Here is a 23,977-nt window from a genome sequence, read left to right on the forward strand (position 1 = left end):
GCTTACCTCCCAACTCAACATGGAGATCGTAAAGGGGGGTGCGTTTCGGTTCGGTGCTCATAATCAGGGCCTTTCCAATGCTGTATTTAAAGATCGCCGTGTGGTCTGCAAAGGCAACCCTTCAACCAATCGATACCAAGGTTCCCAGGACACTGTTACGAGTCAACAGGATTTGGAGTGATAACAGGCACAAAGCGTATACAGCCGCATGCAGCGGCCATGTATCCTATAGGAAACAATTTTCCGTTAGGCAACATTGGAGGCTTGTTATTCCGCTATCGGCTGCACGCTGATCAAACCCTTGCGGACGGCCGGTTTTTGCCCGCCCCCTGACAAACGCCTCTGGCCCCGGCCCGAATCCTGCCCTAAGACTTCGCCCAAGAGGAACCGCAATGTCACATATTACACTGGTGCGTCACGGCCAGGCCAACACCACTGCACGAGATGAAGAAAGCTATGACAAGCTCAGCGATCTGGGCCATCAGCAGGCCCGCTGGTTGGGGGCACACCTGCGAGACACGCGCGCGCATTATCCAAGGGTCTATTGCGGCACCTTGCAGCGACATGCGGAAACCGCGGCCAGTATGGGCCTGCCTGATCCAATCCAAGACGCCCGCCTGAATGAGATCGAGTATTTCACCATCGCGCAGCTGTATGAACAGCAGCACGGCGTGGCGATCCCCACCGACAGAGAAGGCTTTGTCGAGCACCTGCCCCGCACCTTTGCCGCCTGGGCCCGGGGAGAGATCACGGACACGCCCGAAACCTTTGCGGAGTTTGAAACCCGTGTCTCGGACGCGCTGCGCGAGATTGGAACCGAGGGCGGGCCGGCCATCGTTGTAACCTCGGGCGGGTTGATTTCGATGGTGGTGCGGCAGGCAATGGGGCTGGATATCCCTGCGATGGCGCGCGTGGCGCTGGCCATCATGAACACGTCACTGCACCGATTGCACCCGATCGGCCCGCAGCTGAGCCCGGTTCTGTTCAACGCGGTGCCACATCTGGAAGCGCCGGACCGGCAATTCGCGCAAACCCACCTGTAACCTCGGAGACCCATATGATGCAGCTATACTATGCCCCCCGCACAATCTCGGTCGCCGTTGCCATCGCATTGGAAGAGGCCGGGCTGGAATACGAAGCGATCCAACTGGACTTTGCCGGGGGTGAACAGACAAAACCGGCCTATAAGCAAATCAACCCCAAGGGCCGCGTTCCGGCATTGGTGGTTGAAGGCGGTATTCTGACCGAAACTGGCGCTTTGTTAGAATATATCGCGGCCAAGGCACCCGAAGCCGGGTTGGTGCCCACTGATATGGTCATGGCCGCCCGGATGCGCGAGGTGACGTTTTACCTGGCCTCGACTATGCATGTGAACCACGCGCACAAGCTGCGCGGGGCCCGCTGGGCCGATAAGAAATCCAGCTGGAAAGACATGACGAGCAAGGTTGCACAGACGATGACTGCGTCCTGCGACTACATCTCCTCTAACGGGCTGCGCGGGCCCTTTGTTCTGGGCGAGGCGGTCTCGCTGGCGGACGCTTATCTCTATGTGGTTTGCAGTTGGCTGGAAGTCGACGGCGTCGACGTCTCGGCCTTTCCCAAAATTCTGACCTTCCGCTCGGCGATGGAGGCACGTTCTTCGGTTCAGGCGGTGCGGGCCGCCGGAATGCTCTGACAAAAGGATAACGCATGACACATCTCTGGGTCCGGGCAGAACAGCGCCCGAATGAGGAACGGGTCGGGCTGACCCCCGAAGGCGCCGCCGATTTGATCGCCGCAGACATTCGCGTAACGGTCGAGGACTGCCAGACCCGCGCCATCCCGATTGACGGCTACAGGGCCGCCGGGTGTGAGATCGCGGTCGAGAATTCCTGGCCCGACGCACCACTGGAGGCGGTCATCTTCGGCCTGAAAGAGCTGCCCGAAGATGGCACGCCCCTGCCCCACCGCCACATTATGTTCGGCCACGCCTATAAGGGCCAGCATTCGGGCCGTGCACTGTTGCAGCGGTTTAAGGCCGGGGGTGGCACGCTGTATGATCTGGAATATCTGGTGGCTGAGGATGGCCGCCGGGTTGCGGCCTTTGGGTATTGGGCGGGGTATGCCGGTGCGGCGGTGACGCTCAAAACATGGGCGGCACAGCAACGGGGGCAGGAATGTCCGCCCGTTGGTGTTTATCCGGGTAAGGATACGCTGAACGCGGAATTGCTAGCAGAGTTGGACGCCACCGGCTCCCGCCCCAGTGCCATCGTCATCGGTGCATTGGGTCGCGTAGGCACGGGGGCCGCTGATATGTGCGAGGCGATGGGCGTTCAGGTGACCAAATGGGATATGGCCGAGACCGCCTGCGGCGGGCCGTTCCCGGAAATCCTTGACCACGACCTGTTCCTGAACTGCATCTTCGCCCGCCCCGGCACCCCGGTCTTTGTTCCGCAAGAGTCATTGACCGCGCCGCGCAAGTTGACTGCCATCGGCGATGTGGCCTGCGACCCCGACAGCGACTACAACCCGGTGCCCGTTTATGACCGTGCCACCACCTGGGACGCCCCTGCCCTACGTGTGGCGGCTGATCCGGTGATGGACGTGATGGCCATCGACAACTTGCCCTCGATGCTGCCGGTCGAAAGCTCGCAAGACTATGCCGCGCAATTGCTGCCCTCGCTGCTGACCCTGACCAATCTAGATTCCGGTGTATGGGGCCGGGCGGCGGTGACCTATAACACTCATATCGAAGGACTCTGAGCGATGACGATTCATTGGTGTGGCACCGGCCTGTCGGCCATCCCTGGCCTGCGCCGCCTGATCGAAGGCGGGCATAAGGTCACCGTCTGGAACCGAACCATCGACAAGGCCAAGGCCGAGGTTGGAGACCTGACGGACGACATCCGCACCTTCGACATCGAAGCGCTGGGTGTGGTTCTGGTAAAGGGCGACGTGATCGTTTCAATGCTGCCGGGTGACTGGCACGTACCGCTGGCCAAACTGGCCATCGCGAAAGAGGCCAATTTCGTCTCGTCCTCTTACATCGCGCCCGAGATGCGCGCACTGGACGACAAAGCCCGCGAAGCCGGCGTGGCGCTGGTCAACGAGGTTGGCCTGGACCCGGGCATCGACCACCTGATGGCCCATGCGCTGGTCGATGACTACCGCGCCTCGGATGTGTTCGATGCACAGAACCACCTGAGTTTCATTTCGTATTGCGGTGGTATCCCGAAGAACACCAACCCGTTCCGCTACAAATTCAGCTGGTCGCCGCTTGGTGTGCTCAAGGCGCTGCGTTCGCCGTCCAAATCGATCCGCGACTATGCTCCGTTGGACGTGGCCCGCCCCTGGGACGCGATCACCAGCTATATCGCGCCGCTGCCGACACCGGAAAGCTTTGAAGTTTACCCCAACCGCGACTCGATCCCGTTCATGGAGCAGTACCACTTTGAAAAGCACTGGCCGGTCAAGGAATTTGTCCGCGGCACCCTGCGCTTGAACGGTTGGGCCGATGCGTGGTCAGAAGTGTTCCGCGAAATCGAAACCCTGTCGGGGCCTGAAGGTGACGCGCGCCTAAAAGAGATGTCGGACCAGTTCTGGGAGGAAAACGCCTATGACGAGGGCGAACCCGACCGCGTGGTCCTGTGCGTTGGGCTGAAGTCGGAAAAAGACGGCATCCCAGTTTGGCACAGGACCTATGTGATGGACGCCTGGGGCGACGCACGCGGCACCGCCATGGCGCGACTGGTGTCGATCCCGGTATCGCTGGCGGTCGAGGCCGTCCTGAACCGCGCCATCCCCGCTGGCGTTCACGCCGCCCCCAGTGACCCGAAACTGGTACAGGACTGGATGGCCGAAATCGACACGCTGGCCCAGCATCTGCAGGTGGTGGATCACACACAAGCCTGAGCCTTGCTAACACAAGTTAAAAGGGAACCGGCTCAGGGATCAGAGCCAAATCTATTGAGCCAGAACCATATGTGCTTTTTGCATTAGGTTCTGGCGAATCTGACTTGGAAATACGCGCTCGATACCTTGCTCCACCTCCAGCTCAAGAGCGTTTTTCGCTCGCCCTATCTGCGCTTCATGAATGCACGCCATCGCACCGTCTAAGCCGATGAACCTTTCAGCATCTGACTCTTTTGTATTTTTCTCCAAATCCGTCATCGCTCGGTAGAATGCAAAATAGACGCCGCTTTGCAGGGGGGGCGTTCCATACAAATATTGTTGAAGGTCAGCATATCCATTCCCCAAGGCCCGCTGTGATTCCCAATCTGGAAAGATCGTAGTGAGGTATGGGAACACCTCGTCGCAGCTCAACTCTGCTGACTGCCTTTGAATATCAGAGAAAAGTAGGGGGCATTCTGTACCAGCTGATCTGCAAGCCTTAAAAAACTTGCGATAACTGTATTTGTCGCTGATTTTAAGTTCCAGCGACTTTGCAAACGACTCGGCAGCAGCTGCGTAATTATTTTCGCGCAATTGCAATCGGCCCGATTGGCGATAGATCCAAAAGCGGTCCGGGTGACGCTTCTTCAATTCGTCAATAAAATGATACGCGTTTGAGATTTCATTGCCATGAATCAATAGTTCCAATTTCATTCTTTGGCTGTAGTCGTCTTCAGGTGAACGTTCTAAAGCAGTGTCAATTGCGGCACGGGCAGCGGAATAATCTTTCATCTGTACGAATACGTGACTCTTAAGCGCCCAAGACGTCGCACCGTCGGGATAAGCAGAGATCGCACTTTGTGCGTCTTCCAACGCGTCTGGCAACTTCTTCAGGGCCAGATTGGCCCTGCTTCTGTTCCGATAAGTCAAAGACAGAAGATCGTCCGACATAGGCCAGTTGTGGATCAACCGATCACAGGCTTGAATTGCGTCCAACGGGTCGGGTCTTGGGCTGTCACAAATTCCATAATCCGCAGCAAATTCGGCCTTTTTCTGCTTTTGCTGGAACAACAAAAAGGCCGCTGCCAAAATCAGGCACGCAGCCACCAGCCTTATTATTCGTCCGCTCAATAGCCTGCCTTTGAATACGCAACAATCAACTTAAACGCGTACTTTCTGCCATGATGGCCAACTTATTGCCAGATACATTATCAGAGGGCAGAACAGGCGACACAAAGGTTATAAAGCCATCCCGAAACATCGAGATGGCTTTGGTTCTTTGCAGTGCAAACTTTCAGATATAGCGCTCGATGACGTTTTCGATATCGCTGCGGTTGATACCCAACTCGGCCAGTTCGTTATCGGACAGGCTGTTCAGTTCCTGTGCGGCACGCACAATGTTCGAACTGATCGCCTGCAACCGCATTGCCCGGTCGAATAACAACACCGAACTGGCGTTAATCGACATATCTTGGTTTGATCTTACATCCAGCATTCTTTCCTCCATGAACTCTGAAATGGCGCGCAGATCAGTGCACTTTCTGCGCGTAGGGTTGATTGTGATAAACGCTCTGATAGGCGCGTTGCTTGATCTCGCTGCGCGGAATGCCAATGTCTTCCAGTTGCCGGTCACTGAGCTTTTCCAGCGCCCGAACGGATTGGGCAAAGATATCACGGCGGTAGTTTTCGACCCGTGCTTCGGCGTAATCCGAGAACAGACCGAAGAAGAGCCCTTTCTGCGTGGTAACCGTTTGTGCATATCCCATGACTTTCTCCTCTTACTCTGAATTGCGTTCATCGTTGAAACAGAGAAAAGAAGTCGGGATTAATAGTGTCAGTAGGGGGAATTAATTCTGCTTAATGAAGTGATTTCCGGATGATCGCTCGAGCCAAAAAGGCGCGTATTACTGCAGATCTAGAACAGGTCACGAGCACAGATCGCCGAACAAGACTGAAAAAGTACGGCGATTGCTAGGTTCCGGCCAGATGGACTACATAAGATCGTTTTCCACGTCTTCAGCCGAAATTCCCAACGCATCCAGTCCATTTTCAAGGTGATCCGACAGGTGCGGCGTGCCGATCAGATAATCAGCGCAGGGGGTCGAGGCCTCGGATTTGGCGGTTGCGACAGCTTCGGCCAAATCCTCGGCAAAAAAGCTTTCGCGTCCGATCCACATGACCGCCACCAACTCGGCCTGCTCGTCCTCGCCCATTCGGTCGATAAAGGCGCGTAGCTCGCCCTCGGCGCGGTTCAGTTCACGCCCCATCATGGCGACCTGGGCGATTTTTCTTGCCGAGATTTCCAACATGACCCAACTCCTCGTGTTCGCGGTTTCATCCTAGCACAACCACCCCACAGGGCCTGAGTCTTTGATCTTACGCAAACAAGGGAATGTTATGGCTCGCGAATGCGGGAAACCGGATGGTCGGGCACGGGAGCCGTGCGAAACGGGCGGAACCGGGCCTTTTTCACCCACAGTTTCAGCGCCTGCCACACAATCAGGAAAAACGCACGGCGAGCACCGAAGGGTCGGCGCAGCAGCGACCATAGGATGGTGCGATCAGTCAACGGGGCCCGCCGTCCGGTTAACGTGGCGATCAGTCCACCGCCTTCGCGCCCGTAATCGATCCAGACGCCCACCCGATCCTGGCGGTAGTCGAACCGAAAGGTGTAGGACCCCTCGATCTTTTGAAACGGTGAGACGTGCATCAGCTTATCCGCAACAATCCTGTCCGAGGTCTGGATCGGCGCAAAGTTGGGCGTGTGGCACAGGTAGCTGTGGCGCGTGCCATAGGTGTTCGTGACCTCGGCCACCACCGCGTAAAGCTGATCATCGACATCGAAGCAGAACCAGAAGCTGACCGGATTAAACACATGGCCAAGCACACGCGGTTGGGTCAGCAGGGTAATGCGATCCGGCTGGGTCACACCCATCTTGTTGAACTGGTCCCGCAGCCAGGCCGCACCGCGCCCCTGCCGTGGCTCACCGCCATGATCGCTATCTCGCCAATTGGTGACATTGGCCCTGTTCAGAGAAAACAGCGTCGGTGTGTTCGGTTGGCTTTCCGGGTCTAGCAAGATGTAATCGACAGAATAACGAAAGGCGTTTCGGATCGCGCCTTTGCGCCCGTGAAAGGTGTGGCCTGCAATATGGTCAACCCTGTTCACGGTGTATTCTCCAATCTGCCTGTAAACCGCTCCAGCGGCATTCTTTTCCGTGTCTTCTTGTATCAAATACTACGAAAATTAGCGCAACCCGGATCAAAATCAGCGAATATAGTGATCCGGGTTGGGCCGATCCGCGTATTGTGGTTATGTTTACCGAGATCGATACCGTGACCTTGGATGAACCGGCGGCCAGCGGGCCAGCACTGAAACCTTGGCGCGCAAGCAAACGCATCAGGGGCAAGCCGGTGACCAAAGCCAATGGCAGCTGCGACACCAGAACTGAGTGGGTAAGCCACGTCAGACGCATTCGGGACGCGCAGGATCAGGCGGCCTTCGCTGAACTGTTCCAGCACTTCGCGCCACGCATTAAGGCGTTTCTGATCAAGTCAGGATCCGATGCCGCATTGGCCGAGGAATGTGCGCAAGAGGTGATGGCGACCTTGTGGCACAAAGCCCATCTGTTCGATCCGACCCGCGCGACCGTGGCCACGTGGGTGTTCACGATCGCAAGAAACAAGCGCATCGACGTCCTGCGCAAACAACGCCGACCAGAACCCGAGGACCTATGGTGGGGACCCGAGGCGGAACCGGATCAGGACGACGTGGTCGCGCTGCAACAGGAAACCGCGCAGCTGCGCGACGCCATGGCGGCGTTGCCCGAGGCGCAAAGACAACTGATCGAAAAGGCCTATTTCGGCGATCTGAGCCATCGCGAAATCGCATCCCAAACCGGGTTGCCGTTGGGTACGATCAAATCACGGATACGGCTGGCGCTGGACCGCTTGCGCCATGCAATGAATTGAGATGACGAAGATGAGAAACGATATCAAACATCACCTGACAGACGATCTGTTGATGGCCTACGCCGCGGGCAACCTGCCCGAAGCGTTCGACCTGATGGTCGCCACGCACCTGTCCCTGTGTGACCTCTGTCGTGCCCGGGCGGAAAGCTTTGATGCTGTGGGCGGATGCGTCCTGCAAGAACAGGACAGCCCGACCAGCATGAGCGAAGGGTCTTTGGCCGCAACCATGGCGCTGATCGCTAAGGGTGCCCCGTTTGCAAAACCCGCACGTCCGGGATGCGCGGTTCTGCCCGCGCCTCTGCAGGATTACGTGGGCGGCGATGTGAATGACATTAAATGGCGGTCTATCGGCATGGGCGTGAAACAGGCAATTCTGCCCACCACGCGCGAGGCCACCGCCCGTCTGCTGTTCATTCCTGCCGGCGCTGCGGTACCTGACCACAGCCATAACGGCATGGAGTTGACGATGGTGCTGCAAGGCGCGTTCTCGGATGAGGTCGACCAATTCGCGCGGGGCGACGTCGAGATCGCGGATGAAAGCCTGCACCACACGCCGACCGCCGATATCTCAGAGGATTGCATCTGTCTGGCCGTCACCGACGCGCCCCTGAAGTTCACCAAGCTGATGCCACGACTGTTTCAGCCATTCTTACGCATCTGAAACGCTGGGGCCGTTTGTGCTACACTAACACTTTAGTTGGTTGGGAAGAGGTTTCATGAAAAGTCATCTGATTATTGGTGGATTGATTGCTGGACTGGCCAGCGCAGCCTGGGCGCAGCGCACGGCAGAAGTGAAATTCGAACCCGGCAATTTTGGCGCGATGGTGAACGGGACGATCACAGGAAACGAGTATTTTGACTACAAGCTGGGCGCGCAGGCGGGCCAGGAAATGTTCGCCGATCTCAAGGTCAGCGATACCAACGGCAATGGCGTGATTTACTTCAACATCTTGCCACCCGGCAGTGATGGCGTTGCGATCTACAACGGCTCGATTGATGGCAATACCGCCCGTATCGACCTGCCCGAAGACGGAGATTATACGATCCGCGTTTATCTGATGGGCAATGATCGGGATACTGATAAGACGGTCGGCTACAATCTGGATCTGTCAATCCAGTAGGGCTCAGCCTTCGGATTTTCCCAACGGCACCACATTGGTGTGATCGTCCGGGGCAAGCTCTTCGAAATCGAAGTTATCCAACCGCTGCGCCCGGCGCCCGGCTTTTTCGGCGCTGATCTTGATCTCGGATATATCCTTGGCCGCCTGTCCGAAATGCCTGTCGAGATTACCGACCCTGTCGCCAAGCCGCTCAACATCCTTGTGCAGCAGGCCAAGTTCCTTGCGGATCGCGCCCGCCTGTTCACGCATTCGCGCGTCCTTCAAGATCGCACGCATCGTGTTCAACGTCGCCATGCAGGTGGTGGGGGAAACGATCCAAACACGCTTGCTGAAACTCTCTTGCACCAGTTCCGGGAACTTGGCGTGCAGCTCGGCATAGACCGCCTCGGACGGCAGGAACATCAGCGCACCATCTGCGGTTTCCCCATCCAGAATGTACTTCTCAGCGATATCGTTGATGTGCTTGCGCACTGTGCTGCGGAACATCTGCACAGCCGCTTTCAGTTCGGCGTCGTTGGTCGAGCCAATTAACGCTTCATAGGCTTCCAGCGGGAACTTGCTGTCGATCACAATCGGCCCCGGCGGGTTCGGCAGGTGAATCAGGCAATCCGCACGACGTCCGTTCGACAGGGTGGCCTGCAATTTGAAACTATCCGAAGGCAGCGCCTTGGAGACGATATCGTTCAGTTGAATTTCCCCAAATGCGCCACGTGTCTGTTTGTTTGACAGGATATCCTGCAACGACAACACATCGCCCGACAGTTTGGTGATGTTGTCCTGCGCCTTGTCGATGGCGGCCAGACGTTCCTGCAACTGCGTCAGCGAGGTCGCGGTCTGTTTCGACGACCCATGCAGCGATTCCTTCATTCGCTCTTGCATTTCGGCCAAAGCGCGGGCCGATTTCATCGCGTTGTCCGCCAGCCTGTCATTCATTTGCTGTTGCACCGAGGAAAGGCGGGATTCAACCGTCTGGATCACCTGAACCTGTGCATTAGCCTGCGTGTCCGAAACATGTTGCAAGCCACCGCGCAGTTGTTCCTGACCCTGCCCCAGCTGCTGCACGTGCTGGCCCAGATGCGCCATCTGTCGCGCCAGTGGTTCCGCCATTCGGGCGGAAAGGTTGGCCGCTCGCAAGGACAGGAACAGCAGCAACAGGATCAATGCTACCACCCCACCTGCGATCAGCACCACAGGGTCGTTCAAAGCCATTTCTGTGCCAGCAATCTCGATCATATCGCCTCAGATGTTCTTGTTTTATTCTTCATAACCCGGTCAAGCGCCGGGATCAACTGCGCCCGAACAGACGTTCGATGTCGCTTAGCTTCAGTTCCACATAGGTCGGTCGCCCGTGGTTGCATTGGCCGGAATGGGGCGTCGCCTCCATCTCGCGCAGCAGGGCGTTCATTTCCTCGGCCCGCATGCGCCGACCGGACCGGACCGAACCATGACAGGCCACCCGGCTGAGGATCGCCTCGATCCGCGCCTGTACCGTCTGGCTTTCGCCCTGATCGGCCAGTTCATCCAGAATATCCAGGATCATCGCGCGAGCATCGACCTTGCCCAGAATGGCAGGCGTTTCGCGCACAACGATGGCCCCACCGCCAAAAGGCTCCAACGTCAGCCCTAGGCGCGACAGGTCATACGCGACCGCCATAAGACGCGCGCAATCCCCTTCCGAAAGCTCAACGATTTCAGGGATCAGCAGCGCCTGCGCCGCGATGCCATTCTCGGCCATCTGGGTCTTCAGTTTTTCATAGACCAGGCGTTCATGCGCGGCGTGCTGGTCGACAATCACCATGCCATCGGCGGTCTGAGCGATAATGTAATTCTCGTGCACCTGCCCGCGCGCCGCACCCAGGGGCAGGTCCTGCACCGGTGGCTCTTCCACCGTAGCCGGGGCCTCCATTAGGGCAGGCTCAACAATATTACCGCTATAGTCGCGCGAAAGTTCGGCAAACCCTGGTGCCTGCGCACGATAGGCCGCCTGCCGTGCTGCGGGCGAAGGGCGGTCCATCTGATACACCCGCGCCGGTGTAGGCTGCGCCGGTTCGGGCCGCATCGCGCCCAGTGTTGCATTCGCGACGGTGCTCGATGCCCGATGCCCTGCCTCGGCCAACGCGTGCCGTAGGGCCGAGACGATCAGCCCGCGCACCACTCCGGGATCACGGAACCGGACCTCGGATTTGGCGGGGTGAACATTCACATCCACCAGCGTTGGATCACAGTCGATAAACAGCGCCGCCGCCGGATGCCGGTCACGGCTGAGGAAATCGAAATAGGCCGCCCGCAGCGCGCCGGTCAGCATCTTGTCTCGCACGGGTCGACCATTGACAAACAGATACTGCGCCACCGCAGCGCCGCGCGAATAGGTCGGCAAGGCGGCATAGCCATACAACCGAATGCCCTCTCGCGTGGCGTCGATCTGCAACGCGTTTTCCGCGAATTCACGCCCGATCACACGGGCCAGACGGGCGTGCAGCGCGTCGAACAGATCGCCATTTTCGCGGTCGGCTCGGAAGGTTACGCGCCCCTCACCCCCGCCTGAGACGTCGCGTAGGGTAAAGGTGATGGCGGGTTCGGCCATAGCGAGCCGTTTGACCGTGTCGGTGATCGCCTGTGCTTCGGCCCGATCGGTGCGCATGAATTTCAGCCGAGCGGGCGTGGCAAAGAACAGGTCGCGCAGTTCCACCACCGTGCCCACACGCAGGGCGGCGGGTTTCACCGCCTCCATCTTGCCGCCCGATACGTAGACCTGCGCCGCTTCGGCCTCCGGCATCCGGCTGGTGATGGTCAGTCGCCCGACCGCGCCCAGCGACGGCAGCGCCTCACCCCGAAAACCAAACGTGTGAATGTTCAGCAGATCCGACCCGTCGATCTTTGATGTCGCATGGCGCGACAGGGCCAGCGGCAAATCCCCTGCCGAAATCCCGCATCCATCGTCCGTGACGCGAATCAACGTCTTGCCGCCGTCAGCGATGTCGATGGCAATCCGGGTCGACCCGGCGTCGATGGCATTTTCCACCAGTTCCTTGACGGCCGAGGCCGGTCGTTCCACCACCTCACCCGCAGCAATGCGGTTGATTGCAGCATCGTCAAGCTGACGGATTACGGGGCGGTTTTCGCTGATATTGAGGTTTGCCTGCACCATACTACCAGACCTAGCATACGCGCGCACGATTCTGCCACTGATTTGGCAGCCCTATTTTTAGGAGGGAGGGGGCGTTCGAACAATCGTGCCGCGCCGATGTCAACAGACGGCAAAGTTGGTCACGATTGTCCGAACGATCCAAGTGAGTGGTGGTCATTCAGAAATTTATTGCGGGGGAACTAACACGAAATGCCGCGTAACAATCATTAACTCTGCCCATACCGGGCGTCTGGGCGAATTTCAGCCGACATCTTGCATCCGCCAACAGCGGGAAAATGCCATGTCAAGTGGCTTGGGGGGCTCCGGCGCGGGTGCGACATGGACCCCACAACGCGGCGCAGGCCAGGATCAGACCGGACATGGTCGCGATCATGCCCGCCGCGCTGACAGCATCTGCTCCGCCCACCCAAAGTGGCCCATATCCCGCCAGCACATAGCCGGAAATTGCGGACACGCTAGCGAAAATGACGCTCCAGGTGATCTGGGTTTCCAGCCGATTGGTCATCATCCGCGCCGCCGCCGGGGGGCAGATGAACATGGCGATCACGATGATCGAGCCCACTGCGTCAAACGCGGCCACGGCCGAGATTGCGGCCACGATCACCAAAGCCATGCCCAGCGCACCGGTGCGAATACCGATAGTGCGGGCGAAGCCTTCGTCAAAGGTCGAGATTTTCAGAGGGCGCCAGAACAGCCAGATGAACAAGATCACCCCAACCAGTGTCAGCGCAATCCGAGGCAGTTCCGGTGGCAACCCGGCCAAGGCTGTCAGCTCCAGCAGCGACGACCAGCCCACGGCGTCCAGCCAGATCAGGCTTTCCAGATTGCCATACAGCGCATGTTCCACGTCCAGATGCACGGTCGAGGTGTCGGTCTGTTCCAACAACAGCACACCGCCTGCGAACATGGTGGTAAACACCACGCCCATAGCAGCGCCCGGTTCGATCTGACCCAGCCGCCGGATCGCCTCGATCATCACGACAGCGACTATCGCAGCACCTGCCGCGCCCAACATCATGGGCCAGGTCGAAATCGCTCCGGTCAGCAGAAAGGCCACCACGATGCCGGGTAGTACCACGTGGCTGATTGCATCCCCGATCAGGGCCTGTTTGCGCAACACCAGGAAATTTCCCGGCAAGGCACATGCGACGGCGGCGAAAATCCCGATCAATAACGGCGTCAGGGAAAGGGGGACAAACTCTTCACCGTTCATGGCCGGATCTCCTGTGGACCGCCGATCAGACGGTCGATTTCCGCGATCTGATCGCGGGTCAGCACCGTTTCGATATCGCGCAGCCCGTCATAGAGCGCCGCCGTCGCCTCGTGCGCCTGGTCCGCGCGCACGAATTCCCACCGTTTTTCGTCGCGCAATGCCTTGGCAGCGCGGGCCTTGCCTGCCTCTGTGGCAACGCCGTCGGCGCGGGCTAATCCGGCACGTTTCAGCAGGCGCAGAGTTAACGGTTCATAGATTTTCTGACCTTGCGCCAATGCCAGCAAACCTTGTCGGATATGTACTCGGCGCTGGAATTTCAGATGTTGCAACACCGCCGCCAGAACACCCCGAACCGGTGCAAACAGAAGGGACAATGCGAAAAATCCAAAGCTGACCAGCACGATGATCGGACCGGTCGGCAGGTTCGGGGCCGAGGCCGACAGAGCCGCGCCCAGATACCCGGCCAGGCCACCCGTCAGACCGGCCAGCAGGACAACCCGATCCGAACGGTCAGTCCAGAACCGCGCGGTCACAGGGGGGATGATCAGCAACGCCACGATCAGGATCAGCCCGACGATCTTCAGGCCGACAACAGTGACGGCCATCACCAATCCCATCATCGCCAGGTCGATCCGATGCACCGGAAGCCCGCGCGCCGCGGCATATTCCGGGTCAAAGGCCACCATGGTCATCGGACGGCGAATGATCATTACCAGAACAAGCGTTGCCGCCCCACCAATTGCAATGATCAGGGCATCCGCCCACAGCATTCCAGCCGTGGAGCCCAGCAAGAACCCCTCAAGCCCCGCCTGACGACCGACACCCATGGTCTGAATCACGGTCAGCAGAACGATGCCAAAACCAAAGAACACGGACAGAACCGCGCCGATGGCTGCATCTTCGGCCAGCCGCGTGCGCCGGGTCAGCCAATTCATGCAAAGCAGGCCGATCCAAGCTGAGATCGCCGATCCGGCCAGCAGACCGATCAGATTGCGCCCATCCCCGCCAAAGGCAACCAGTGCCATAAAGGCCAGGCACACGCCCGGCAGGGTCGCATGGCTAATCGCATCGCTGACCAGCGCGCGTTTTCGCAGAAACAGAAAGGTGCCGGTCACCCCGGCGGATACGCCCAGCAAGGTCGCACCAATAGCGACCAGCGTGGCATTATAGCCAAGCTGCAGGCTCAGAGCATCCCAAAGCATGATTTACCCCAGCGCGCGTGAAATCTGGTCGATCTGGGCGGTGGCCAAACGACCCCCATAGGCCGATTGCAGCGTTTCGGCTGTGAAGGCTTCGGCCACTGTTCCCTCGGCCACCTTGCGGGTGTTGATCAGGAAGACGTGGTCGAAATAGTCGGTGACAGTTGCCAGATCGTGATGCACGACAACGACGGTCTTGCCCGCCTCTTTCAACGATTTCAGAACCGCGATGATGGCCTTTTCCGTGGCCGCATCGACCCCGGCAAAGGGTTCGTCCAGCAAATAAAGATCAGCCTCTTGCGCCAGAGCACGGGCCAGAAACACCCGTTGCTGCTGCCCGCCCGAAAGCTGGCCAATCTGACGATCCGCGAAATCGCGCATACCGACGCGGTTCAGACAATCCATGGCGCGCGACATATGACGAACACGAATGCGGCCCAACAGGCCTAACTGCCGCGACAGACCCATCAGCGCCACGTCGATCACGCGAGTCGGGAAATCCCAATCCACACTGGCGCGCTGTGGTACATAGGCGATGCGGGCACGTTGTTGCTCCAGCGGTTTACCATACACAGTGACCTGCCCGGATAAAGGCGACAAGATCCCCAATGCAGCCTTGAGCAGAGTCGATTTCCCCGCGCCATTAGGTCCGATGATCGCCGTCATACCACCGGGCTGCACGGTCATATCCACCGAGAACACAGCAGGTTTCTGCCCGTAGGAAACGGTCAACCCCCGAATAGCCAGGGGGCTATCGTCCAAGTTGCTGTCAGCAATCGAAACACCCTGATCTGCGGCCAGTTCCAGCATCATTCAAAACCCCGCCGACAGTTTGCCGTTCATGCCGCGATCAGGAACATCTGCCCCCAGTGCACCGGCAATTACGGTGATGTTATGATCCAGCATGCCGACATAGGTGCCCTCATACGTACCGGGTTCGCCCATAGCGTCGGAATACAACTCTCCACCCACGCCTACGTCATGACCCTTGGCTGCGGCCCCCTCGATCAGCGCGCGCATCGACCGGTCAGAGACCGAGCTTTCCACGAAAACCGCTGTCAGCTGCTGATCGACCAGCGTATCCACCAGCTCTCCGATCCGGTTCAATCCGGCCTCGGACTGGGTCGAGATGCCCTGAATGCCCATCACGTCATATCCGTATGCCGCGCCGAAATAGCCAAAGGCGTCATGCGCGGTGACCAATACGCGGTTGTTTTCGGGTACCGCCGCCAGCGCCTGATCGGCGTAAGCGGTCAGCGCATCAAGCTCGGCCAGATGGATCTGCGCATTGGCGGCAAAGACATCCGCGGCTTCGGGGCGCGCGGCGGTCAGGGCCTCTTGCACTTCAACCACCACATCGCGCCACAGGGCCGGGCTCATCCATACATGCGGGTCGTATTTGTCAGCATAATCGTCATGCGCGCGCAGCTTGGACTTGTCGACACCCTCAGCCACGGCCACCACGGTACGCTTGCGGCCGAGGTCGTGGAAAAAGCCCTCCATCTGCGCTTCCAGATACAGGCCATGCCAAAGGATCAGATCCGCACGGGTCATCGCAACGATATCGCTGCGAGTCTGGCGATAGGCGTGCGGATCGACGCCGGGGCCCATCAGGCCCTTCACCTCGACCTGATCCCCCCCCACCTGACGCGCGGCGTCAGCAATCATACCGGTGGTTGCAACCACTTTCAGTGGAGTCTCGGCCCAGGCCGTCAGTGGCAAAGCAGCCGCGAAAGTCAGCGCTGCGAGAAAGCTGCGACGAATCATGTCAGATCCCGATTTGGTTTCCAGTTGAGGATAAATATGCGAACCATTCGCAACTAAGTCAATGCTATTGCGAATTACTCGCAAGAAAATGCCTAATTTGTCCATTTGGTCAAAAAACTTTTGGATCACCCCTTGCTATGCCTTCCCTTTACGCGTCGCCCGTGCGATTTTGGCGCAAACCTCCCAAAGGACGTGACTATGGATACGCAGAGCTCAGAAAGCCCCGTGCGCACCGCGCATCTGCCGCAAGTGACCGAGCCCAGAAACCCCGGCATGGATCTTGATCTGGACTGGGTACGCGCCGTGCAGGTCAATACTTCGGCCATTGAACGCCGCGCCGCGACCCTGCCCGGTCGTCGGTCGGTAAAAAAGGAGTATCAGGCTGCATGGCTGCTGAAAGCGGTCACGTTGATCGACCTGACTACATTGTCTGGCGATGACACGGTTGGTCGGGTCCGCCGTCTGTGTGCCAAGGCGCGGCAGCCGGTTACGCCTTCTGTATTGCAGGCCCTGGACATGCCGCCGATCACTACCGGGGCGGTCTGCGTCTATCACGACATGATCGAAACGGCAGTGGATGCACTGCATGGCACCGGCATCCCTGTTGCCGCAGTATCCACCGGCTTCCCGGCAGGTCTGTCGCCATTCCATCTGCGCGTGGCTGAGATCGAAGAAAGTGTGAAAGCCGGTGCCGAGGAAATCGACATCGTGATTTCCCGCCGCCATGTACTGTCTGGCGACTGGCAAGCCTTGTATGACGAGATGAAGGCGTTCCGTGTGGCCTGCGGTGATGCGCATGTCAAAGCCATTCTCGCCACCGGCGAACTGGGCAGCCTGCGCAACGTTGCGCGTGCTTCGCTGGTTTGCATGATGGCCGGGGCGGATTTCATCAAGACCTCGACCGGCAAAGAAAGCGTCAACGCCACCTTGCCTGTTTCGCTGGTCATGATCCGCGCGATCCGCGACTATTATGACCGCACCGGATACCGGGTCGGCTACAAACCGGCAGGCGGCATCTCGAAAGCCAAGGACGCGCTGGTTTACCTGGCGCTGATCAAGGACGAACTGGGCGACCGCTGGCTGGAGCCGGATCTATTCCGTTTTGGCGCGTCGTCCTTGTTGGGCGATATCGAGCGGCAGTTGGAACACTATGTAACTGGCGCATACTCCGCCGGTTACCGTCACTCCATGGGCTGAGGACAAAAACAATGACAGTCAAAGAGATATTCGAAACCATGGATTACGGCCCTGCCCCCGAAAGTGCCGCCGAGGCTCTGGCCTGGCTGGTCGATCAGGGCGACAAGTTCGGTCACTATATCGATGGTGCGTTCACCAAACCCGGCAAAGGGTTCGACAGCCGCAACCCGGCGACCGGAGAGGTTTTGGCCAAGCTGACGCAAGCCAAACAGGCCGATGTGGATACTGCCGTTTCTGCCGCCCGAAAGGCGCAACCGAAATGGGAGAAGCTGGGCGGTGCAGGTCGTGCGCGGTACCTCTATGCCATCGCGCGCTTGTTGCAGAAGCATTCGCGCCTGTTTGCGGTGCTTGAGAGCCTCGACAACGGCAAGCCGATCCGTGAATCACGCGACATCGACATCCCGTTGGCGCAGCGTCATTTCTACTACCACGCGGGCATGGCGCAGCTGATGGAAAGCGAACTGCCCGATGCTGAGGCGTTGGGCGTTTGCGGGCAGATCATTCCGTGGAATTTCCCGCTGCTGATGCTGTCGTGGAAGATTGCTCCGGCCCTGGCCATGGGCAACACGGTAGTTCTGAAACCGGCCGAGTACACCTCGCTGACCGCGTTGCTGTTTGCTGATATCTGTTCGCAAGCCGGACTGCCGAAAGGCGTGGTCAACATTGTTACCGGAGACGGTGCGGTGGGTGAGATGATCGTGAACGCGGACGTGGACAAGATCGCCTTTACCGGCTCGACAGTTGTGGGCCGCCGCATCCGTGAAGCAACCGCGGGTTCCGGCAAGGAACTGACATTGGAGCTGGGCGGCAAGTCAGCCTACGTCGTCTTTGATGATGCCGATATCGACAGTGCCATCGAAGGTCTGGTCGACGCGATCTGGTTCAATCAGGGGCAGGTCTGCTGTGCCGGCTCGCGCCTGTTGGTGCAGGAAGGCATCGCTGATCGCTTCCATCACAAGTTGCGCGCACGGATGGACAAGCTGCGCATCGGCGATCCGCTGGATAAGTGCATTGATGTGGGCGCGGTTGTTGACCCGGTCCAACTGCAAACCATCAAAAGCATGGTCGAAAGCAACACCGCTGGTCACGTGCACCAAGCCGCGTGCGATCTGCCGGCAAACGGGTGTTATTACCCCCCGACGCTGATCTCGGGATTGGAAACATCCGACCCGCTGATGCAGGAAGAAATCTTTGGCCCGGTGCTGGTGTCCTCGACCTTCCGCACGCCGGAAGAGGCGGTCGAGCTGGCCAACAACACCCGTTACGGGTTGGCTGCGACCGTGTGGACCGAGAATGTGAACCTTGCACTGGATATCGCGCCCAAGCTGGTCGCGGGCGTGGTTTGGGTGAATGCCACCAATCTGTTCGATGCGGCCGCTGGCTTTGGCGGTGTGCGTGAAAGCGGCTTTGGTCGCGAAGGCGGTTGGGAAGGGCTGACAGCCTATACCAAGCCCAAGGGCAACGCCAAGCCGCTGGCAAAGGTCGATGCGACCACCGGCGAAGGTGCCCCTGTCGACCCAATCGACCGCACTGCCAAGATGTATGTCGGCGGCAAGCAGGCGCGGCCTGACAGCGGCTATTCTAAACCTGTCTGGGGCAAGTCCGGTCTGCTGGGCCACGTGGGCCTCGCCAATCGCAAGGACGTCCGCAATGCGGTTGAAGCTGCGGCAGGGGCCAATGGATGGTCCAAGACCACCGGCCATCTGCGGGCACAGATCCTGTACTACATCGGCGAAAACCTCTCGGCTCGCGCCGACGAGTTTGCCGCTCGCATCGACGCGATGACCGGCAAGAAAGACGGTGCGAAAGAGGTCGAAGCTTCAATCCAGCGCCTGTTCACCGCCGCCGCCTGGGCCGACAAGTATGACGGTCAGGTGCACGGCGTTCCGATCCGTGGCGTGGCGATTGCCATGAAGGAATCCGTGGGTGTCATCGGCGCGCTTTGTGCGGATGAGGCGCCACTGTTAGGTCTGGTCTCGGCCATGGCCCCGGCGATTGCGATGGGGAATCGGACAGTCCTGGTGACCTCAGAGCCCTACCCTCTGGCAGCGACTGATTTCTACCAGATCCTTGAGACGTCTGACGTCCCCGCTGGCGTGGTCAATATCTTGACCGGCAGCCATGCAGAGCTGGCAAAACCGCTGGCATCGCACCTGAACGTCGATGCTGTCTGGTCCTTCTCGTCCACCGATCTTTCAAAAGAGATAGAGGTCGTCTCGGCCGGGAACCTGAAACGGACCTGGGTGAATAACGCGACGGCAATCGATTGGGGCGTGGACCATTCGCGCCGCTTCCTGCAGGCTGCAACCGAAGTGAAAAACATCTGGGTGCCCTACGGCGAGTAGGGCTCCCGCTTTAGGGAGGCCTACATGGATTTCTCAGGACAAACCGTCATCGTCATTGGCGGCACCAGCGGCATCAACCGAGGCATTGCCGAGGCCTTCGCGGCCTCGGGTGCCAAACTGGCCGTTGCAAGCCGGTCGCAGGATAAGGTGGATGCCACGCTTGTCGCGTTGAAAGAGGTCGGTGCAGCCGAAGTTGTCGGCGCGGCCTTTGATGTGCGTGACGCGCAAGCAGTGGCGGACGGGCTGAAACAATTCCACGACGCATTGGGCGATTTCGACGTTCTGGTCTCGGGCGCGGCGGGGAATTTCCCGGCGCTGACATCCGAGATGTCAGTCAACGCATTCAAGACAGTGGTGGACATCGACCTGATGGGCACGGTCCATGTGATGAAAGGCGCGTACCCCTATTTAAAACGCCCCGGCGCCAGCATCATCAACATCTCGGCCCCGCAGGCGTTTCTGCCTTACGAAGGGCAAGCCCATGTCTGCGCTGCCAAGGCAGGCGTCGATCAAATCACTCGTACCTTGTCGATGGAGTGGGGGGTCGAGGGCATCCGCGTAAACTCAGTCGTGCCGGGCTTTATCGAAGGGACCGAGGGCGCACGGCGCCTGGCACCGACGGAAAATGCCCATGAAGAGCTGCGCCGCGATGTGCCGCTGGGGCGTTGGGGGAACACAAAGGACGTCGCCAATGCCTGCCTGTTTCTCAGCTCGGATATGGCCAGCTATATCAGCGGTACGGTCCTGTCCGTGGACGGCGCGCTGTATCAGCGCGGGTCAGGCAAGTTCGGGCAGATGATGGGACAAATGCTGCGTGGCGCAGCGGGAAAAAAGGGCTGAGCACCGGCTCAGCCCCCTTTGATCAGTTTGTGGTTTCCAAGCCTTCGGGTTTGCCGACAACGGTAAAGTGTAGCCCTTCGGGGTCGAGCAATTCACTTGCGACGCGATTCACATCTTCCAGCGTCACCGCGTTCACCTTGTCATTGCGGGTGGCAATGTAGTCGATGGGCAGGTTCTCCATCTGCATACCAACCATGATCCCGGCAATCGGACCATTGCCATCGAACCGCAGCGGATAGGCACCAGTCAGATAGGTCTTGGCGTCGTCCAGCTCTTTCTGGGTCACGCCTTCGCTCGCAGCACGGGCCCATTCGTCGCGGATCACTTCCACGGCTTCGGCTATACGGTCATTGGCCGAGGACACCGAGCCCAGATAGACCGAGGCCAGATCCTTGGGCACCAGATAGGTCGCGACCCCATAAGTCAGGCCACGCTTTTCGCGCACCTCCTGCATCAGACGACTTTCAAAGCCGCCGCCACCAAGAATGTGGTTCAGGACAAAGGCCGCAAAGAAATCCGGATCATCACGGTCGATCCCCGCATGACCGAACAAGGCGACGGATTGCGGTGTATCGAACTCGACCACGCTGACACCGCCCGCGATATCCACATCAGCTCGGTCCGGAATGGGTTTTCCAACCTCAGGCAAGCCTGCCAGCAGCTTGTCCAGCAGAGCGCCCAGCTCTTCTGGGGAAATGTCACCCACCGCGCCGACATAGAGGCGGTCCTTGGCGAATACATTGTCATAGGCGGTCACTACGTCATCGCGCGTCAGCGCAGACACGCTCTCGATTGTTCCCTTGCCCTCGGACCCATAGGGGTGATCGCCATAGGCCATCTGTGCAAAGTTGCGCCCTGCAATGTCATTGGGATCGGTCTGGTCCGAACGCAGGCCGGACAGAATCTGCGCTTTCACCCGCTCGACCGCATCCTCATCGAACCGCGGTTCGTGGATGGTGGTGCGCAACAGGTCGATGACCTCATCCCGGTTCTCGGTCAGAAACTGCGCGGAAATCGACACCGAGTCATCCGAAGCATTGTACCGGAACGAGGCCGCCAGTGACTCCAACTCGCGCGCATAGGTGCGGGCGTCCATGTCACCTGCGCCTTCTTCGATCAGACCGCTCATCAGATAGATGGCGCCGCGTTTGCCGGGCTCATCCAGCGAGGTACCACCGCGAAAACGTAGTTCCAGCGCGGTGAAGGGGATCGAGTGATCCTCGACCAGCCATGCGGTGATTCCGCCGGGTGAGGTGACCTCTTCGATCTCGATCTCAGCCCAGGCAGGCAGCGCGATGACAACGGCGATCAGGGTTGCAAAAATCCGTTTCATTGCGTCACCTCATCGTCGCGCATCAGCCATCCGGTGACCGACGCCTCGGGCTGTAGAACCTCACGGGCGGCGGCGATGATTTCTTCCCCGGTCACGGCCTGCAGGATATCGGGCCACGCCTGTACATCCTCGACCGTCAGGCCGCTGGTCAGGGCACGGCCATAGCGATTGCCGATCCCGTCCACATTGTCACGCGCATAGGTTTGGGCCGCGCGCAGCTGCATCTTGATCCGGTCAAGGTCTTCTTCGTTCACACCTTCAGCGATGAAATCGGCCACGGCTTGATCCATCGCATCCTCGGCTTCTTGCAGCGACACGCCCTGGGCCGGAACGACCAACAGATCAAAGGTCGTGTCGTCCAGCGACACGCCGCGATAGAAGGCACCGGTATAAACGACCTTCTGCTGTTCGAATTGCAGTTTTTCGTTCAGGTAGGACGTGGTGCTCCCCCCTAGCAATTCGGCCAGTAGGAATAGCGCGGCGGCTTTTTCCTGCGCACCCGTATCCCGTTCAGGGGCCAGATAACTGCGCTGCACATAAGGCTGTGAAACGCGCGCGTCCTTGAAGGTCAGGCGACGCTCGGCCGTTTGTGGCGGTTCTTGCGAACGCACCCGTTCGGGCAGGTCCGGATTGGCGGGGATGACGCCGTAATATTCTTCAGCCAGCATTTTGACTTCGTCCGGCTCCACATCGCCGGTCACCACCAGAATGGCGTTATTGGGCGCGTAATGGGTCTGATAGAAGGACAGTGCGTCCTCCATATCCAACGACTCCATCTCGTGCTTCCAGCCGATGATCGGCACGCCGTAACGGTGGTTCAGATACTGCGCCGCGCTCATCTGTTCACCGAACAGAGCCCGCGGGCTGTTTTCGGTACGCTGGTTACGTTCTTCGAGGATCACGTCACGCTCAGTCACGATATCCTCTTCGCCCAGGCGGATATTGCGCATCCGATCCGCTTCCATCCGCATCATCAGCTCCAGCCGGTCGGCGGCGACACGTTGGAAATAGGCGGTGTAGTCGTATGAGGTGAACGCGTTGTCATTGCCGCCATTGGCCGCAACGGTGGCGGAAAACTCGCCAGGTGCCAGCGTATCGGTTCCCTTGAACAGCAAATGTTCGAGGAAATGCGCCACACCGGAGGAACCGACGGGCTCATCCGCCGATCCGGCACGATACCAGACCATGTGCTGCACGACCGGGGCGCGGTGATCTTCGATCACGACGACATCCATGCCGTTATCCAGCGTGAAAGTGGTGACCGCCTCGTGCCCTTCCTTGGCCAGCAAAGGGGTGGCGGCGAACAGGGCGACAGACAATGCAAGGGCCCGAACCATGGGGCGTCCTCCGTTTCGTTTGATGGTGTTCAAACTACGGTTGTGGTGCGCAGGTTCAAGGCCGATGACGGAAAGTTAAGATTTATTCATCAGCCGGTGGCGCCGAGGGAGTTTCAACCCCGGCCCGACGCGCTGATTCGTTCTGCTGATTGGCATCAAGAGTTTCGCGTCGGTAAACCTGCGAATAGCGGTCCACCTTGAACAGGCGCAAGCGGGTCAAACGGCCCTGCTTTCTGCGGAACTCGGCATCCTCGGTGTCAACGACCTGACGCGTGTTGGACGGTACGCCGTAGCGGCTGGAGGCCGTCACCAACGCGCCATCCGACGCAGGGATTGCCGCATTTGGATTCAGCGCCGCCTCGCTGCCGCCCAGTGCCACCACGGCATCGGCTTTGGGGTTCGGATCGGTCAGGTTGGCGCCACCCGGCGTGGGCGCGGGCAGGAACTGGTAATCTTTGGGCTGGGTCAGCGGTTTGACCGGCATGACCGAAAACTCATCCGGGCCGTCCCCCGGTGCCTCAAGATGGCGCAAACCGATATTCGAGCACCCGGCAACCGCAAAGGCCAATGTCACAGCAAATATGGAACGCGGCAACCGCATCAGAGTCTCCAGCCAGTTTCAGGCGCTTTTATCG

At 59.1% G+C, this 23,977-nt stretch carries 25 protein-coding genes; 11 read left to right on the top strand and 14 right to left on the bottom strand.

Annotated elements, in window-relative coordinates:
• The 5 genes from RUE5091_RS23440 to RUE5091_RS14100 all read left to right on the top strand — a co-directional run.
• On the top strand, window positions 1-181 hold a 181-nt coding region (locus tag RUE5091_RS23440; protein WP_207383739.1), incomplete at its 5' end, for a hypothetical protein.
• Window positions 182-392: 211 nt separating this feature from the next.
• The gene (locus RUE5091_RS14085) at window positions 393-1,043 is read left to right on the top strand and encodes a histidine phosphatase family protein (protein ID WP_058282578.1); all 651 of its coding nucleotides are present in this window, start codon (window positions 393-395) and stop codon (window positions 1,041-1,043) included.
• Between the two features lie 17 nt (window positions 1,044-1,060).
• Window positions 1,061-1,675, top strand: a complete 615-nt coding sequence (locus RUE5091_RS14090; RefSeq protein ID WP_058282789.1) for a glutathione S-transferase family protein — start codon at window positions 1,061-1,063, stop codon at window positions 1,673-1,675.
• Between the two features lie 14 nt (window positions 1,676-1,689).
• Complete coding sequence (locus tag RUE5091_RS14095) at window positions 1,690-2,742, top strand: saccharopine dehydrogenase (protein ID WP_058282579.1); 1,053 nt, start codon at window positions 1,690-1,692, stop codon at window positions 2,740-2,742.
• Window positions 2,743-2,745: 3 nt separating this feature from the next.
• On the top strand, window positions 2,746-3,891 hold the full coding sequence (locus RUE5091_RS14100) for a saccharopine dehydrogenase family protein (RefSeq protein ID WP_058282580.1): 1,146 nt from the start codon (window positions 2,746-2,748) through the stop codon (window positions 3,889-3,891).
• A 51-nt stretch (window positions 3,892-3,942) separates the two neighbouring features.
• Here the strand turns inward: RUE5091_RS14100 and RUE5091_RS14105 are convergent, their stop codons facing one another.
• The 5 genes from RUE5091_RS14105 to RUE5091_RS14125 all read right to left on the bottom strand — a co-directional run bounded on the left by RUE5091_RS14105 (window position 3,943) and on the right by RUE5091_RS14125 (window position 7,039).
• A complete protein-coding gene (locus RUE5091_RS14105) occupies window positions 3,943-5,001 on the bottom strand; it encodes a tetratricopeptide repeat protein (RefSeq protein ID WP_131726318.1) in 1,059 nt (352 codons plus the stop codon).
• A 163-nt stretch (window positions 5,002-5,164) separates the two neighbouring features.
• Complete coding sequence (locus RUE5091_RS14110; RefSeq protein WP_058282582.1) at window positions 5,165-5,365, bottom strand: DUF1127 domain-containing protein; 201 nt, start codon at window positions 5,363-5,365, stop codon at window positions 5,165-5,167.
• Between the two features lie 34 nt (window positions 5,366-5,399).
• Window positions 5,400-5,636, bottom strand: coding sequence for a DUF1127 domain-containing protein (locus RUE5091_RS14115; protein WP_058282583.1), 237 nt, complete (start codon window positions 5,634-5,636; stop codon window positions 5,400-5,402).
• Between the two features lie 225 nt (window positions 5,637-5,861).
• Window positions 5,862-6,179 (bottom strand): DUF3775 domain-containing protein, encoded by a 318-nt coding sequence (locus RUE5091_RS14120; RefSeq protein WP_058282584.1) that lies wholly within the window; start codon window positions 6,177-6,179, stop codon window positions 5,862-5,864.
• Between the two features lie 86 nt (window positions 6,180-6,265).
• On the bottom strand, window positions 6,266-7,039 hold the full coding sequence (locus RUE5091_RS14125; RefSeq protein ID WP_058282790.1) for a DUF1365 domain-containing protein: 774 nt from the start codon (window positions 7,037-7,039) through the stop codon (window positions 6,266-6,268).
• A gap of 146 nt (window positions 7,040-7,185) precedes the next feature.
• Between RUE5091_RS14125 and RUE5091_RS14130 the strand changes: the two genes are divergently transcribed.
• Genes RUE5091_RS14130 through RUE5091_RS14140 form a run of 3 tightly spaced genes read left to right on the top strand, consistent with a single transcriptional unit; the run spans window position 7,186 to window position 8,963 of the window.
• Window positions 7,186-7,842, top strand: coding sequence for a sigma-70 family RNA polymerase sigma factor (locus tag RUE5091_RS14130; protein WP_058282585.1), 657 nt, complete (start codon window positions 7,186-7,188; stop codon window positions 7,840-7,842).
• 10 nt (window positions 7,843-7,852) lie between these two features.
• Window positions 7,853-8,503 carry a ChrR family anti-sigma-E factor gene (locus RUE5091_RS14135; RefSeq protein ID WP_058282791.1) on the top strand — a complete coding sequence of 217 codons (651 nt, stop codon included), beginning with the start codon at window positions 7,853-7,855 and terminating at the stop codon, window positions 8,501-8,503.
• 55 nt (window positions 8,504-8,558) lie between these two features.
• Window positions 8,559-8,963, top strand: coding sequence for a hypothetical protein (locus RUE5091_RS14140; protein ID WP_058282586.1), 405 nt, complete (start codon window positions 8,559-8,561; stop codon window positions 8,961-8,963).
• Window positions 8,964-8,966: 3 nt separating this feature from the next.
• Here the strand turns inward: RUE5091_RS14140 and RUE5091_RS14145 are convergent, their stop codons facing one another.
• From RUE5091_RS14145 to RUE5091_RS14170, 6 genes are all read right to left on the bottom strand, one after another.
• Window positions 8,967-10,196: a DNA recombination protein RmuC gene (locus tag RUE5091_RS14145; protein ID WP_058282587.1), complete on the bottom strand. Its 1,230-nt coding sequence runs from the start codon at window positions 10,194-10,196 to the stop codon at window positions 8,967-8,969.
• 52 nt (window positions 10,197-10,248) lie between these two features.
• Complete coding sequence (mutL, locus tag RUE5091_RS14150; protein WP_058282588.1) at window positions 10,249-12,111, bottom strand: DNA mismatch repair endonuclease MutL; 1,863 nt, start codon at window positions 12,109-12,111, stop codon at window positions 10,249-10,251.
• Window positions 12,112-12,394: 283 nt separating this feature from the next.
• Complete coding sequence (locus RUE5091_RS14155) at window positions 12,395-13,324, bottom strand: metal ABC transporter permease (RefSeq protein WP_058282589.1); 930 nt, start codon at window positions 13,322-13,324, stop codon at window positions 12,395-12,397.
• Entirely contained in the window at window positions 13,321-14,526 is a 1,206-nt protein-coding gene (locus RUE5091_RS14160) for a metal ABC transporter permease (RefSeq protein WP_058282590.1), read from the bottom strand. Before RUE5091_RS14160 ends, RUE5091_RS14155 begins: the two co-directional genes overlap by 4 nt.
• 3 nt (window positions 14,527-14,529) lie before the next feature.
• A complete protein-coding gene (locus RUE5091_RS14165) occupies window positions 14,530-15,333 on the bottom strand; it encodes a metal ABC transporter ATP-binding protein (protein ID WP_058282792.1) in 804 nt (267 codons plus the stop codon).
• Window positions 15,334-15,336: 3 nt separating this feature from the next.
• A complete protein-coding gene (locus RUE5091_RS14170; protein ID WP_058282793.1) occupies window positions 15,337-16,290 on the bottom strand; it encodes a metal ABC transporter solute-binding protein, Zn/Mn family in 954 nt (317 codons plus the stop codon).
• A gap of 198 nt (window positions 16,291-16,488) precedes the next feature.
• Between RUE5091_RS14170 and deoC the strand changes: the two genes are divergently transcribed.
• Genes deoC through RUE5091_RS14185 form a run of 3 tightly spaced genes read left to right on the top strand, consistent with a single transcriptional unit; the run spans window position 16,489 to window position 20,672 of the window.
• Window positions 16,489-17,487, top strand: coding sequence for a deoxyribose-phosphate aldolase (gene deoC / locus RUE5091_RS14175; RefSeq protein ID WP_058282591.1), 999 nt, complete (start codon window positions 16,489-16,491; stop codon window positions 17,485-17,487).
• An 11-nt stretch (window positions 17,488-17,498) separates the two neighbouring features.
• Window positions 17,499-19,832: an aldehyde dehydrogenase family protein gene (locus tag RUE5091_RS14180; RefSeq protein WP_058282592.1), complete on the top strand. Its 2,334-nt coding sequence runs from the start codon at window positions 17,499-17,501 to the stop codon at window positions 19,830-19,832.
• 24 nt (window positions 19,833-19,856) lie between these two features.
• Window positions 19,857-20,672: an SDR family oxidoreductase gene (locus RUE5091_RS14185; RefSeq protein ID WP_058282593.1), complete on the top strand. Its 816-nt coding sequence runs from the start codon at window positions 19,857-19,859 to the stop codon at window positions 20,670-20,672.
• Between the two features lie 22 nt (window positions 20,673-20,694).
• Here RUE5091_RS14185 and RUE5091_RS14190 read toward each other — a convergent pair whose 3' ends face one another.
• The 3 genes from RUE5091_RS14190 to RUE5091_RS14200 all read right to left on the bottom strand — a co-directional run bounded on the left by RUE5091_RS14190 (window position 20,695) and on the right by RUE5091_RS14200 (window position 23,943).
• Window positions 20,695-22,005: a M16 family metallopeptidase gene (locus RUE5091_RS14190; protein WP_058282594.1), complete on the bottom strand. Its 1,311-nt coding sequence runs from the start codon at window positions 22,003-22,005 to the stop codon at window positions 20,695-20,697.
• Entirely contained in the window at window positions 22,002-23,342 is a 1,341-nt protein-coding gene (locus tag RUE5091_RS14195; RefSeq protein ID WP_058282595.1) for a M16 family metallopeptidase, read from the bottom strand. The genes RUE5091_RS14190 and RUE5091_RS14195 overlap by 4 nt, the downstream gene beginning before the upstream one ends.
• Before the next feature lie 82 nt (window positions 23,343-23,424).
• A complete protein-coding gene (locus RUE5091_RS14200; RefSeq protein WP_058282596.1) occupies window positions 23,425-23,943 on the bottom strand; it encodes a DUF3035 domain-containing protein in 519 nt (172 codons plus the stop codon).
• Between the last annotated feature and the right edge of the window lie 34 nt (window positions 23,944-23,977).

This window comes from Ruegeria denitrificans (assembly GCF_001458295.1).
In the GTDB taxonomy this organism is placed as follows: Bacteria; Pseudomonadota; Alphaproteobacteria; order Rhodobacterales; family Rhodobacteraceae; genus Ruegeria; species Ruegeria denitrificans.